Annotated in this window: 11 protein-coding genes; 6 read left to right on the top strand and 5 right to left on the bottom strand. The window is 51.2% G+C overall.

Annotated elements, in window-relative coordinates; translation table 11 throughout:
* Position 1: 1 nt before the first annotated feature.
* From ACI955_RS02535 to argH, 3 genes are all read right to left on the bottom strand, one after another.
* On the bottom strand, positions 2-3115 hold the full coding sequence (locus tag ACI955_RS02535; protein ID WP_415242159.1) for an efflux RND transporter permease subunit: 3114 nt from the start codon (positions 3113-3115) through the stop codon (positions 2-4).
* Between the two features lie 3 nt (positions 3116-3118).
* Complete coding sequence (locus ACI955_RS02540) at positions 3119-4153, bottom strand: efflux RND transporter periplasmic adaptor subunit (RefSeq protein ID WP_415242160.1); 1035 nt, start codon at positions 4151-4153, stop codon at positions 3119-3121.
* Between the two features lie 170 nt (positions 4154-4323).
* Positions 4324-5724, bottom strand: coding sequence for an argininosuccinate lyase (gene argH, locus ACI955_RS02545; RefSeq protein ID WP_415242161.1), 1401 nt, complete (start codon positions 5722-5724; stop codon positions 4324-4326).
* Between the two features lie 231 nt (positions 5725-5955).
* Between argH and ACI955_RS02550 the strand changes: the two genes are divergently transcribed.
* From ACI955_RS02550 to ACI955_RS02575, 6 genes are all read left to right on the top strand, one after another.
* On the top strand, positions 5956-6384 hold the full coding sequence (locus ACI955_RS02550; protein WP_415242162.1) for a LytTR family DNA-binding domain-containing protein: 429 nt from the start codon (positions 5956-5958) through the stop codon (positions 6382-6384).
* Positions 6385-6469: 85 nt separating this feature from the next.
* Complete coding sequence (gene hemC / locus ACI955_RS02555; RefSeq protein ID WP_415242163.1) at positions 6470-7420, top strand: hydroxymethylbilane synthase; 951 nt, start codon at positions 6470-6472, stop codon at positions 7418-7420.
* Complete coding sequence (locus ACI955_RS02560) at positions 7398-8195, top strand: uroporphyrinogen-III synthase (RefSeq protein ID WP_415242164.1); 798 nt, start codon at positions 7398-7400, stop codon at positions 8193-8195. The genes hemC and ACI955_RS02560 overlap by 23 nt, the downstream gene beginning before the upstream one ends.
* Before the next feature lie 20 nt (positions 8196-8215).
* Positions 8216-9382: a uroporphyrinogen-III C-methyltransferase gene (locus ACI955_RS02565; protein ID WP_415242165.1), complete on the top strand. Its 1167-nt coding sequence runs from the start codon at positions 8216-8218 to the stop codon at positions 9380-9382.
* On the top strand, positions 9379-10599 hold the full coding sequence (locus tag ACI955_RS02570) for a heme biosynthesis HemY N-terminal domain-containing protein (RefSeq protein ID WP_415242166.1): 1221 nt from the start codon (positions 9379-9381) through the stop codon (positions 10597-10599). The genes ACI955_RS02565 and ACI955_RS02570 overlap by 4 nt, the downstream gene beginning before the upstream one ends.
* 89 nt (positions 10600-10688) lie before the next feature.
* Positions 10689-10997, top strand: coding sequence for a tetratricopeptide repeat protein (locus ACI955_RS02575; RefSeq protein ID WP_415242167.1), 309 nt, complete (start codon positions 10689-10691; stop codon positions 10995-10997).
* A gap of 189 nt (positions 10998-11186) precedes the next feature.
* Here ACI955_RS02575 and ACI955_RS02580 read toward each other — a convergent pair whose 3' ends face one another.
* Together ACI955_RS02580 and ACI955_RS02585 are read right to left on the bottom strand one after the other, a co-directional pair.
* Positions 11187-12284, bottom strand: a complete 1098-nt coding sequence (locus ACI955_RS02580) for an alkaline phosphatase D family protein (RefSeq protein ID WP_415242168.1) — start codon at positions 12282-12284, stop codon at positions 11187-11189.
* Positions 12285-12724: 440 nt separating this feature from the next.
* The gene (locus tag ACI955_RS02585; protein WP_415242169.1) at positions 12725-13579 is read right to left on the bottom strand and encodes an alkaline phosphatase family protein; all 855 of its coding nucleotides are present in this window, start codon (positions 13577-13579) and stop codon (positions 12725-12727) included.
* Positions 13580-13678 lie beyond the last annotated feature (99 nt).

Raw genomic sequence — 13678 nt, forward strand, 5'->3', positions numbered from 1 at the left:
ATTAGGTGTACTTTTCTTTATCCTCATTCACGGCAAGCTGAGCCTCTAATTGTCGTGTGACGGTGAGGGGTGATTTGCTGTTTCTTGCTAGCAGTCGATAGGCCATGGGTATAACAAATAGCGTTAATATTGTCGCGGAGCTAACACCAAACGCCACCACAATGCCGATGACGTAACGAGATTCACTGCCCGGTCCGGAAGAGAGTATCAGCGGCACCGCGCCCATAATGGTGGTGATAGCTGTCATGGCGATGGGCCGCAGTCTTTGTTGAGCCGATTGCAATATCGCCTGGTCGAACTCCAAGCCTTGGTCGCGTAATTGGTTGGCAAATTCCACCAGTAAGATGCCGTTCTTAGCCGCCAAGCCCACCAGCATAATAAGCGCAATTTGGCTGTAAATATTCAGGCTTTGGTCAGTCAGATAAAGACCGATCAAAGCGCCGGCTACGGCGAGTGGCACGCTGAGCAAGATAATAAAGGGATGAATAAAGCTTTCGAATTGGGCGGCAAGTACCAGATAGACCACCAGCAGTGCTAGGGCGAAAGTGAAGTAAACCGAATTGCCAGATTCGTGATAATTCAGCGATTCCCCCTTGTAATCAACGGTGGCGTCGGGCAGCTTGTCCGCGACCAGATTTTCAAAGTAGCTTAGCGCCTCGCCCAGTGAGTACCCCTCTGCTAGGTTGGCGTCGATGGTGATTGCGCGCACGCGATTATAGCGATTTAACTCTGCGGCATCGCCGCGCTCTTGCAAGGTCACCAGATTGCCTAGGGGAATGAGATTACCGCTGGTCTCTGAGCGCACATAGATATTATTTAAGTCTTGTGGACTGCGGTGAGCATCGGGTTCACCTTCGACAATGACGTCGTATTCTTCGCCCCCCATCATAAACGTCGTCACTTTTCGCGAGCCCAGAAGGGTCTCTAAGCTGCGATTGATGTCACTGGCGTTAACGCCGAGGGTGGCGGCTCGGTCTCGATTAATCGTTACGGCTAACTGTGGTTTGGTTTGGCGGAAATCACTGTCGACACCTAGCAGGCCGGGATTTGATTTCGCTTCTTTAACTATCAGCTCAGACCACTCAGCGAGTTCTTCATAACTGCTGCCACCAATAACAAACTCCAGTGGTTTACTGAATCCGCCACCAAGGGACTGGGGAGTAATTGGGAAAACGCTTAAGGCGGTAAAGCCTGCAAGCCGCTGTCGTATTTCGCCGACCACCTTGGCTATAGGCTCACGCTCTCCCCAGGGGGTTAACACCAAAATACCGACGGCTTGGTTGTAAACGTCGGCGCCACCGCGGCCACCGGGCGCGCGTAGTAATAGCCTATTGATCGTGCCGGCGTCGACCATGGGCATGAGTCGCTGCTCAACCTCAGCTAGATGTTTGGTCACGTAATTGAAAGAGGCACCTTCAGGGCCGCGGATAATCATAAATACCACACCGCGGTCTTCCTTGGGCGCGAACTCGGCAGGTACTTTTTGGAGGAAAAAGACGCAGGCACCCACGGTCATTACCAATGCCAATGCCGACAAGATCGGATGTTTCATGCTGCTAGCTAATATCGTGCCGTAGCGAGTCTCCATGCGGTGGAGCAGGTTTTCGACAAAGGTGGCAAGACCGCCATGCATGGCATCGCGTTTCAAAACCTTGGAACAAATAACGGGTGATAGGGTGAGTGCGACAATGCTGGAGAAAAACACCGCGACAGCCATCGCCACGGCAAATTCACCGAATAAACGTCCGACATCGCCCTCTAAGAAGCTGATGGGTACAAAAACCGCAATCAGTACGGCGGTGGTTGCAATAACGGCAAAGCCAACTTGGCGACTACCGCGATAGGCGGCCACCAAGGGCGGTTCGCCGCTAAGTAGACGGCGATGAATGTTTTCGAGCACCACAATACTGTCATCAACAACCAGTCCTATGGCCAATACCAGCGCTAATAGAGTGAGTAAGTTGACGGTATAACCCAGTGCATACAACACAGTAAACGTTGCAATAAGCGACACCGGCACCGTCACCGCGGGAACCAGCATGGCGCGGAAATCGCCTAGGAATAAAAATATCACTAGTACCACTAGCGCAGCGGCGATGAATAGCGTGCTATACACCTCGGAGATGGCTTGGGCGATGAAAACCGAGCTGTCGTAACTGGGGTGCAGCTGAATGCCCTCGGGCAGGGTTTTGCGAATTTTCTCCGCTTCGGCGCGAACGGCGTCGGCGACGGCAAGGGTATTGGAAACACTTTGTTTTACAATGCCTATGCCGACCATGGGCACGCCGTTGCCTTGGAAATACTGACGGTGCTCGGCGGCGCCGAGCTCAACCTTAGCAACGTCACTGAGTTTAGTGAGATAGCCTTGCTCGTCACGCTTTACCACCAAGCCTTCAAAGTCGCTGGGGGTGAGATAGTGGCGATTAATCTTCACCACAAAATCTCGGTCTATGGATTTTAAGGTGCCGGCGGGAAGCTCGACGTTTTCTCGTCGTAGGGCATCTTCTATATCGCTCACGGTCAGCTGTCTTGCGGCAAGGGACTCTCGATCCAGCCAAATGCGCATGGCATATTCGGGGCCGCCGCTAATGCGCACCCGCGCAACGCCATCGAGTACCGCAAAGCGATCAACAATGTGGCGCTGGGCGTAATCGGCCAAGGCTAAGACGCTGAGGGTGTCCGACGTTAAGTTTTGCCACATGATGACTTGTTCGTCGGAGTCGCTCTTTTGCACCTCTGGCGGGTCGGCCTCTTCTGGTAACTCGGCCAGCGCGCCTGATACTCGATCACGCACATCATTGGCGGCAGCGTCGATATCCCGGGTTAATTTGAACTCGATATTGATAGAGGAGAAACCATCGAGACTGGTGGAGTTAATGGTTTTTATGCCTTCAATGCCGGCGATACGGTCTTCAATAATTTGGGTAACTCTGGACTCGATGACCTCGGCCGATGCGCCGACGTAAACGGTGCGCACCGATACCACGGGGGGATCAATATCAGGGTATTCCCGCAGTGGCAGGCGCTCAAAGGCTAGCAGCCCAAACGCCACTAACAAAAGACTAATGACTACAGCGAATACGGGTCGTTTTATCGCGGTATCAGAGAGAAGCATAATTTAACCTTCCTGTGGCGCGACCGCGCTACCGGCTTGGAGGGAGGCAAATCCTTCGTAAATGAGTTGCTCGCCGACGCTTACGCCACTGCGAATTTCAACAAAGCCGGGTTTGCGAATCCCCAGCTCTACTTGCCGGCGCTCGGCCTTTTGGTCGGCGTTCATAATCCAAAGGTAGTGCTTTAGCTGAATGCTTTGCAGTGCCGATTCAGGTGCCATAATGGCGTCGTACTCACTGGTGGTAATCGATACCAGCATTAACATGCCTGGCTTTAGTTTTTGATCTGGATTTTTTATTAATGCGCGGGCGGTGATGCTGCGATCAATCGGGTTTACGCGGCTGGCAACGGCAGAAATAGTGGCGTCAAAGTCCTCATCTAAGGCGTCGCTGTGTGCAACGATCCTTTGGCCTGGGGCAATGGCCTTGATGCTCAGGCTGGGCAGTTGAAAATCTAGGCGCATTACGCTCAGATCATCCAGCGTGGCGATACTGGTGCCCGGACTAACTAGGGCGCCGGGGCTAAGTTGGCGCAAGCCAATGACGCCGCTAAACGGGGCGAGAATAGTGCGTTCGGCAAGTAAGGCCTGAATCTCGGCAATTTTGCTTTGCGCTCGGAGCTTGGCAGTTTGACGTTGATCATATTCGGTTTGAGCGGCAGATTGACTGGCAAGCAAGGCCTCGAGGCGCGCCAACTCGCGTTCTTGCTCGGTTAAATCCGCGCGCGCAGAGCTGAGCTGCGCCGCTTCTTCATCTTGCTGCAGAGTTACTAGCAGCTGTCGCTTGGTGACGCTGTCGCCATCATCAAAATGCAGCGCGGTGATTTTCTCGGTGACATTACTGCTGATATCAATCGACTCTTGCGCGAGTAAGGTACCCAAGGCTTGCACGCGACTTTGCACAATTTCAGTGGCTAGGGTGCTTACTTTTACCGCGGGAGCTGGTCTGCCGCCGGCAGCGGGTGTGTCGGCAGGGCTGCAGGCAACAAGTAAACTTACCATCGCGCCACCGAGCAGCAATTTGTATTGTGCGCTTATCAAGACAGTACTCCGTGATTAACTTCAAGGTATGCAGTATTCGTTAAGCGAGCTGGTATACGAACAAAAATATAAGGATTGATCAGTCAATAAGCATTCTTTTGTGATGATAAATATGATGATGCTGAGGGTAATCATCCGCTGACGCAAGCTGCGTCAGCGGATTGGGGGTTTTAAGCGCGTTCAGTCAGACGGCTTTGGGCTCGATCAGCGGCGGCGAGTACTTGTTTAGGCGCGGTACCACCTATGTGGTCGCGGGCGTTGACCGACCCCTCCAAGGTGAGAACATCAAAGACATCATCATCTATGTCAGGGCTAAAAGCGTGTAATTCATCCAGCGTCATTTCCGACAGGTCTTTGTTCTCGGCAATACCATAGGCAACCGACTTACCGACCACTTCGTGAGCGTCGCGGAAAGGCAGGCCTTTGCGCACCAGATAATCAGCTAAATCGGTTGCGGTGGAAAATCCGCGCTTGGCTGCTTCACGGGTAACGTCTTTATTGACGGTGATTGCGGGCACCATATCGGCGTAGGCTTTTAGGCAATCTTTGACCGTATCGATAATATCGAATAGTGGTTCTTTGTCTTCCTGATTGTCTTTGTTGTAGGCCAGTGGCTGCGATTTCATCAGGGTTAAGAGGCTGACAAGATGACCATTAACACGGCCCACTTTACCGCGTACTAATTCTGGCACATCGGGGTTTTTTTTCTGCGGCATAATCGATGAACCCGTGCAGAATCGGTCGGGCAGCTCGATAAACTTAAATTGCGCTGACGTCCACAATACCAGCTCTTCGCTGAAACGCGACATATGCGTCATGAGCAGGCTAGCGGCCGCTGCAAATTCAATGGCGAAGTCGCGGTCACTGACCGAATCCAGCGAGTTTTCAGTGGGGCGGTCAAAGCCGAGTAATTCAGCGCTGTAGTGCCGATCGATTGGATAGGTGGTTCCCGCCAGTGCGGCTGCGCCCAGTGGGCACTGATTCAAGCGTGCGCCGCAGTCTTGAAAGCGACTGTAGTCGCGTTCCAGCATTTCGTTCCAGGCCAGCATGTGGTGGCCGAAGATGACCGGCTGGGCAGTCTGCAAATGGGTGAAGCCGGGCATAATGGTATTGGCTTCGCGTCTAGCAAGATTGATCAGTCCCAGCTGTAAACGGCTTAACTCTGTGCAAATAAGCACTAATTCGTCGCGTACATATAAACGAATATCGGTCGCGACTTGGTCGTTGCGCGACCGGCCGGTATGCAGCTTTTTACCTGTGATGCCGATTTTATCGGTCAGACGTGCCTCAATATTCATATGCACGTCTTCAAGGCTGACTGACCACTCAAAGGTGCCAGCCAGTATTTCAGCGCGAATCTCTTCTAGGCCGCGCTGAATTTCCGCAACTTCCTTGGCGGTTAATACCCCTACTTTTTCCAGCATTGCCGCGTGAGCTAATGAACCGTTTATATCGTGGTGATAAAGGCGTTGATCAAAGCTGACTGAGGCCGTGAAGCGCTCCACAAATTGGTCAGTGGCTTCGCTGAAGCGGCCGCCCCAGGGTTTGATACTCGGTTCTTTGTCACTCATTGCCTTGTGTTCCTATTTTGCTGATTGGCCTAGCGTGGGTGTGTTTGCCAGCCACTGCTTAAAAGGCCGCTATTATAACAGTTTTAGTCTGAATCGCGCTTCTACATTGGCGAAGGTGCTGATGGCTAATGCCACGATGGTCAGTCCTGCTAGTCGTATCCGCTCTGCCACCAGCCTGCTATGCTTTATAAAATATTTCTAGGGTGAATATCGTGTCGCATTGGCAAAGCAGTGCACAACGTAATTTTCAGCGCACCGCGCAAGTGCCGCAATTGGTTCAATAAATCTTCAATTACCGCGCTTGCCGAGTTGGAATCGCCGGCTCAGGGCTGTCAATTATCGTCAATCGGGCTGCAGAGTATTAGCGTGTTGGCAGTGTTTGCAGTGCAATATCTTCACGCCGACCATAAATACTTCTGTGCCGGGCACGCGGGTGGTGAGCTGCTTATCGATGATAGCTTGCGGGAGCTTGAGCAAGAATTTGCTAGCCAGTTTTTGCGTATTCACCGCAATGCCTTGGTTGCCCTGCAGTATTTACAGCGTATTGAGCGCCACGATGTGACTGGATATCGGGTCAAATTAAAGGGTGTCGCCCAGGGGCCGCAAATTAGTCGGCGGTATTTGCCGGTGGTGCGCGCCCGTCTCGCCAAAGGTATTTAGTGATCCAAAGACTCTAGGTTTTCGGTTTTGTCGGCGCGCTTGCTGCAGTATCATGGGGATCCCACGGAGTTCTACGGAAATATTCATGTCTGACAATACAATCCGCATCGCTACCCGCGAAAGTCTGCTGGCACTCTGGCAGGCGGAATTCATCAAGGCAGAGCTTCAGGCTGCCCACCCCGGTTTAGAAGTTGAATTACTGGGAATGACTACTCGAGGCGATCAATTGCTAGATTCGCCACTATCCAAAATTGGGGGCAAAGCCCTATTCGTTAAAGAGCTTGAGCAGGCGCTTATGGATGGTCGCGCCGATATTGCGGTGCACTCAATGAAAGACGTGCCAATGGAGTTTCCAGAAGGTTTGGGCTTGGCGATTATTTGCGAGCGGGAAGATCCGCGTGACGCCTTTGTGAGCAACCACTTCCCTTCAGTCGATGCCTTGCCGCAGGGCGCCCGGGTTGGTACATCTAGTTTGCGTCGCGAGTGTCAGCTTCGCTCGCAGCGTCCAGATCTGCAAATTTCCAGCTTGCGCGGTAATGTGCAAACCCGCTTACGCAAGCTTGATGAAAGCGAATTTGATGCCATTATTCTGGCTGCGGCCGGTTTGATTCGTCTTAAACTAGAAGATCGTATCGCCTCCCTAATGTCGGTTGAATCTAGTCTACCTGCCTGCGGCCAAGGTGCGGTTGGTGTTGAAACCCGCTTGGACGACGCCAGAGTCATTGGCCTATTACAACCGCTACACAATGCCGTAAGCGCAGAGCAAGTGATGGCTGAGCGGGCCATGAATCGCCGTCTTGAAGGCGGTTGTCAGGTGCCCATTGCCGGTTATGCAATCGCTGATCCTAAAAACCCCGAGCAACTTTGGCTGCGCGGTTTAGTGGGCGCACCCAGTGGTGAAACGGTTTTGACCGCAGAGCACTGTGGTCCCCGTGATCAAGCTGAAGCCTTGGGTGTTGCGGTGGCAGAAGCGCTGCTGACGCAGGGTGCCGGCGCGATATTGAAGGCAGTATATGGCGACAGTAAAGCTGAATAATTTACGGGTATTGGTTACGCGACCAGCTGATCGCAGTGCCGAATTTGCCGCCGCCTTAACGGCGGCGGGTGCCGTGCCGATCTTGCAGCCCTTGCTGAATATTGCGCCGCTTTCTTTACCTGAGCATGAGGCCGCAATTAAACAAAGTCGCAGTCTGCTGATGAATCTCGATAGCTACCAAAGCTTAATATTTATCAGCGTGAATTCGGTGCATCATGGCTTAGATCAAATAGAGCAATACTGGCCGCAATGGCCAATGGGTATTGATGTCTATGCAATCGGCGGGGCTACCGCAGCGGCGCTCGCCGAGCGCGACATCACCGTCCGCCATAGTGCCCAAACAATGAATAGCGAGAGTTTGTTGGCCTGTAGCGACCTTCAAGACATTAATAGGTCTAAGATATTAATTATCCGTGGCGTCGGTGGCCGGGAATTCCTAGCTACCGAGTTGAGGAAGCGCGGTGCGGTAGTCGATTACGCAGAGTGTTATCAGCGCTGCAAACCCGATATCGACAGTGGTCAATTGCAGGCATTGCTGTTACAACACAAGATAAACATGGTTGCATTAAATAGCGGCGAAACCCTCAGCCACTTTACCGAACTGATGGGCGCGGCAGCATTGCCGTACCCGGTGCTGGTGCCAAGTTCGCGGGTGGCGGGCATTGCGAAGGCTCAGGGCTATCAAACAGTGATACAGGCTGAGAATGCCGCCACTGCAGCAAGCCTTGCAGCCCTAAAGCATTACGTACAGAACAATCCGTCTATACATTATTAAATGGATCTTGAGAGAGCATAATGAGCGGCGATAAACCGGAAGATAATAAAGACGCAAATGCCAAGCCAGAGCAAAAGCCGGCGGTAATCAATGCGTCCGAACCCAGCGAAAACAAAAAAGCCAATAAACCGCTAGATAAGCCAGCAGACAAACCGCCAGTGAAGCCCACAGTGAAACAAAAGTCCGGTGGTAATGTGCTGGGCTTGCTGGCATTGCTTATCGCTCTTGCTGCTCTGGTTTTGGCTGGCTGGATGTATCAAAAAGATCAGCTGCTGGCTGCGCAGGAAAAAAATGCCAATGCTGATTTTAAAGCAGAATTGCGCGCGCTCGGCACCTCGCAGGGCGAGTTTAAAGCATTGATCAGCGCCCAGCGTGAAGCCTTATCTCAGCTACGCAGCGATGTTGGGACACGCTTAGGCGCCCTAACTATGCGCAGTCAGAACCTAGAAGTCACGGTGGAGTCGCTGGCTACTGTAGACCGTCAAGATTGGTTGCTGACAGAGGTGGAATACTTGCTGCGACTCGCTAATCAGCGCGCCCAGCTTAGTCATGATGCGCGCTCCGCTGCCCAGCTATTGGGCAGTGCAGATGGGATATTGCGAGATCTAGACGAGCCGGCTCTACTGCCAGTGCGCGCTGAATTAGCGAGAGAGATTGGCGCGTTGCAAAGCAGCGCCGAGCGCGATGTTGAGGGCAGTTATTTGGCCTTGCAGGCGCTGGCTAGCGAAGTCGAAAAACTCAGGATATACAAGGCGCCGAGCTACGTGCCCATACCTGTTCAGGTAGAAGAGTCCGCTTGGCAGCAGCGCTTACAAGGTGGTTTGATTGCCGCATTGGAAAAACTCCGCAGCTATATTCGTATTGATCATCATCAAGACAATTTCCGCGCGCAGTTGGCGCCTGAGCAAGAAGCTGTGTTGCGGGCAAGTTTGCAGCTGATGTTTGAGCAAGCACAGTTGGCGCTGCTGGCAAACCAACCGGTATTGTATGAGCGCGCTTTGGAAAAAGCCGCGGCGTGGTTAAATCGTTATTATCAGCTTGATGAAAAGCGCGATGCCTTGCTGATGCAAATAAATACCCTTGCGGGGGTTCCGGTAGATGTTGAGTTAGCCGATATTTCTGGCTCGCTGCGCATGCTAAAAGAGTACCTTAAAAGTAACCGCTGGCAGAAAGAGGCTCGCCAATGAAAATATTCATTGCGGTTCTGCTCACTCTAATTGTAGCCGCCGCCTTGGCGATGGCGATTGAAAAAGACCCCGGCTATATTCTGATTGCCTATGGCCAAACTACCGTCGAAATGACGATGTGGGTGGGCTTGGCACTACTGTTTGTCTTACTGTTTCTATTGGTCATGCTTTTTCTTAGCTTGCGCCGTGGCGCCAAAGTTTCGCAAAAGATTGGCAGCTTTTGGAACGACCGCAAAGCCAGTCGCGGCCGCAGTCATACAACCCTGGGAATGATTGCCTTTATCGAAGGTAATTGGGAAAAGTCTCGGCGCTTATTAACCGATGCTTTAAAAGGGAGTGACGCACCGCTAATCAATTACTTATTAGCTGCCCGCGCGAGTCATGCCCTAGGTGATTCCACGGCGAGCCGTCACTATCTCGGTTTGGCCGAGGGTACCAGCGCCAAGGCGAGTATCGCAGTGGCACTCACTCAGGCCCAAATGCAAATCGACAATGGGCACCTTGAAGAAGCACTAGCCACCTTGACCCGCGCCCGTCGTAATGCCGAACGTCATCCCTCAGTGCTGAGTTTATTGGAAAAAGTGTATTCCGGTTTGCGTGATTGGACCTCATTGTTAGCGCTGCTACCAGATTTACGTAAACACAATATTCTTCCTGCAGAAAGAATTGATATCTTAGAGCGCCAGGCGCTCATGGGCCAGTTGGAACAGGCCGCTATGCAGTCTGATGTGGCGGCGGTGCAGCAGTGGTGGAAGCATGTCTCTCGCGCTTGGCACCATGACGCCGATCTCGCGCTGGCTTATTGCCGAACGCTGGTCGTCTTGGGCGATCATGCAAGCGCAGAAAAAGTATTGCGCCAAGCTTTAAAACAGAACTGGTCTAGCAATTTGGTGCAGCTATATGGCTTTATTGCCGGCACAGATCTGTCGCGTCAGCTCAGTATTGCAGAGTCCTGGCTAAAAGATCACGGCGACGATAGTGCGCTGCTATTAACTTTGGGGCGTTTGTCATTGCGCAATGAACTATGGGGAAAGGCTAAAGAGTATTTTGAGCAAGCTTATCGCCGCAACGCCAGTGCTGAGCTTTGCTTTGAACTTGGTCGCTTACTCGGTAACATGGGGGAGTATAGCGACGCTGAACGCTATACTCGAGAAGCCCTGCAAATGCAGGGACAAGCGCTACCGGAATTGCCGCAGCCTAGTGTGAGCGGGGCTTAATATTCTGAGCGGCTGGCGTAAGCAAAATCAATCACCGCGTTTGTTCACTTAGCTGCAGGCAAGGTCTGGTAAAATAATAGGATGTTAATGTGAATGTCGCCGCTCTGGAAAAAATGCTCGCTAAGGGAAATGACAGCGCCATGCTGCGTTTCGGCCTAGGTAAAGCCTACCTTGATGATAAAAATTTAGACCTCGCCCGCGAACATTTACAGCACTGTGTCGATCTTGATCCAGGCTATTCCGCCGCCTGGAATTTACTTGGCAAAGCGCATATTCAATTAGGTAATAAAGTCTCCGCAGAAACCGTGTGGCAAACAGGTTTGGAAGTGGCCACGCGGAAAGCAGATAAACAAACTGAAAAAGAAATCACGGTATTTTTGAAAAAGCTAAAAAAGTGAGGCTTAAATCCTTATGGCTTATTTGGCCTGGTCGCGCTCCCAGTCTCCTTCTGCAAACAGTAAGACATAGAGTTTGCAACCGGCTTCGCTAGCGCTTAGCTCTTTCATAAACCAGCTCCCACGTGGGTCGTGCTCGATTAGCTTAGATCCTGCGAATCAAGTTTGCTATAGGTGTTGGACAGTAAGCGATTATTGTAGCGTCAACTCCGCTAACTTAAATGACGCGGTATCAAATACTTTATTGCCCAAACCATATGCAGTAAAAGTAATAGTGCTTTGCTGAAGCTCTTCAGCCCAGTCTATTTTTACCACGCCGTAGTGTGTGTCGCGCACAAGCTTACCAACTCTGAAGGTATTGGCTTCGCTTACTGCACTATAGGCTTGAGTCATACCGCTGGCGGTAAAGTCCCAAATAGGATACGGAACGCGGCTGCCTTTTTGGCCCGTGTCTTTGGATATTTCCATTAGATGGCGATCGCCCGACAAAAAGAAGGTGTTTTCAGCACCTGTCTGGGTGATAAGGGCGTAAAGTGCATCCCTTTCGTGGGGAAAATTGCCCCAACTTTCCCAGCGATGCTCATAGGCTACTACTTGAATACTGCTAACAATAATGCGCACATCGGCGTCCTTAGTTAACTCGTTGCGAAGCCAGCGCCATTGTTCTTCACCAAGCAATGTCTTACTTTTATCTGTGTTGGGCGCATACCTACCAGAGTGTTTTGAATTGCCATTTGGGCGTATTTTTAGCTTATCTCTATGATAGCGGGTGTCGAGCATAATCACTTGTATGCTTCGGTCTTGGTCATTAAAAATACGACTGTGATAAATGCCGGATTGGTGGCGAATGGGGTCATCTTTTGCAAAGCCAAAAAAATCTAAAAATGCCTGCTGACTTTCGGCTTTCAAAGGGTATTCCTTTCCGCCATCATTTATCCCGTAGTCATGGTCGTCCCACGTGCCCATTATAGGAGTGCTTGCTTTAAAGGCTGCAAACTCTGGTTTAGCTGAAACTGCGTCGTAGGCTTCTTTAAACCTCGCTGGATTAGTCACTGGTTCACGGGTGCGATTGCCTTGTTCGTCATAGCTTACGTCCGCATATTGGTTGTCGCCAATAAATAAAAATAAGTTGGGGCGCTTAGCGGCAATATCATTCCAAATAGGCTGGGGTTGACTGTCGTACGCGCAGGATCCAAATGCTACCGTAAAGGTTTTGGTGCTGCTGAGGCCCGAACATCCTAACAAGCCCAAGATGCAGCTTGCAGTCAATATTAGCTTTTTTGTTAACATGATTATTGCCATTTGTTTATAGTTACTGTCACGGGTCTAGGGTATAGACAAGCTTGTGACTTTATCCGGTGTTGGGCTTAGCTTGAAAATTTATAAGCTGCAATTGCCGAATTGCCGGCATAGCCGATCCCAAGCGAGCGATTTGCATAGCCGGGAATGGTTGTCCTCAGCGTCGTCGTTGCAATGATCTTTATCCAGTACTTTACTGGATAAGACGACATAGAATAAATCTACTCCATTACCAAGATGTTAAAAACTATCGCGAATATAGCGGCACTGAGCAGGTAACTATTTATTAAGTTTGATAATGTTTAGCTGGCAGGCGTCAGACTTGCAGCCATCCAAGGTGGCCAGCGGAACGCAGAACGCAATCTCAGAGTCGGTGACAGGCGGTCGCAGGGTTTGTCGCTTATCTTTTATCTATATCTTAGATAAGCCGCTTATGAGCCAACCGCGACCACATGCTTTTTATTCACTACTTGGGCATCCAGCAATAGCTTTTTAGTGACTGGCTTATTGTGGTCGGTAATGCCTAGCAGTTCACAGATGGAACCGCAGATTTCCGTCTGTTTCGGCGCGCAGTCGGCCTGGTGGGAGAAGTGCTCGCCGATCACAAATAAGGGGATGTCGCGCTCTTCCGGGAGAGTGCCGCCGTGACTCTTGTCGGCGTTCATTCCGTGGTCTGAGGTGATTAGTACCTGATAGCCTTCATCAATCCAGGTGGGAACATATTTTGATAGCTCGCCATCTGAGACTCTGACGGTATTGCGGTAGTGAGCGCTGTCGACGCCCGATTTATGTCCGGCATTGTCGATGTTCATAGGATGTATTAATAAGAAGTCTGGATTGTAACGGCGCCTCAGCGTTTCTGCGTCTAGGTAGAGATAGTTATCAGGGTAGTGATCGCCATGATAGAAACAACCATGCTGAATCAGTTGTTCGAGGTCGTTAGTGTATCGATCTCGTATCGGATCAAAGGGGCTTCGGTTGTATAATTCACTAAACCAATGGAAGGCAGCGGCAGCGGTGGTTAACCCTTGTTTATGGGCCATACTGAAGACGCTTTGCTGATTGGAATTGCGGATGACATCGTTGTGGACGATGCCGCTCAGAACCGGGGGAACACCGGTGAGAATGGTTTCATACAGTGGCCGCGACTTAGACGGTAGCTCGCACTGGAGCTTATAAAGCGTGGTGCCGCCCTGCGCCTTTAAGCCCTGCAGAAAGCCCATGCATTGCTCGGCAGTTTGATAGGCTAAGCCATCGAGCACGACAAGTATTACTTTTTGTGACATATTTTCCTACCACGGTCAGGGCCGATCAATATCAGCCGATAATTCAAATAAATTGAGTCGAGAGTAGGTTGTTACTGTGAACAATACATGACAACGAGA

It is taken from the genome of Zhongshania sp., from assembly GCF_047636175.1.
Lineage (GTDB): Bacteria > Pseudomonadota > Gammaproteobacteria > Pseudomonadales > Spongiibacteraceae > Spongiibacter.

Coding starts and splice junctions, on each gene's coding strand:
- argH (WP_415242161.1), bottom strand. CDS start 5,724: ATGAGTGACAAAGAACCGAGTATCAAACCCTGGGGCGGCCGCTTCAGC.
- ACI955_RS02560 (WP_415242164.1), top strand. CDS start 7,398: ATGGCGACAGTAAAGCTGAATAATTTACGGGTATTGGTTACGCGACCA.
- ACI955_RS02570 (WP_415242166.1), top strand. CDS start 9,379: ATGAAAATATTCATTGCGGTTCTGCTCACTCTAATTGTAGCCGCCGCC.
- hemC (WP_415242163.1), top strand. CDS start 6,470: ATGTCTGACAATACAATCCGCATCGCTACCCGCGAAAGTCTGCTGGCA.
- ACI955_RS02585 (WP_415242169.1), bottom strand. CDS start 13,579: ATGTCACAAAAAGTAATACTTGTCGTGCTCGATGGCTTAGCCTATCAA.
- ACI955_RS02580 (WP_415242168.1), bottom strand. CDS start 12,284: ATGTTAACAAAAAAGCTAATATTGACTGCAAGCTGCATCTTGGGCTTG.
- ACI955_RS02565 (WP_415242165.1), top strand. CDS start 8,216: ATGAGCGGCGATAAACCGGAAGATAATAAAGACGCAAATGCCAAGCCA.
- ACI955_RS02535 (WP_415242159.1), bottom strand. CDS start 3,115: ATGCTTCTCTCTGATACCGCGATAAAACGACCCGTATTCGCTGTAGTC.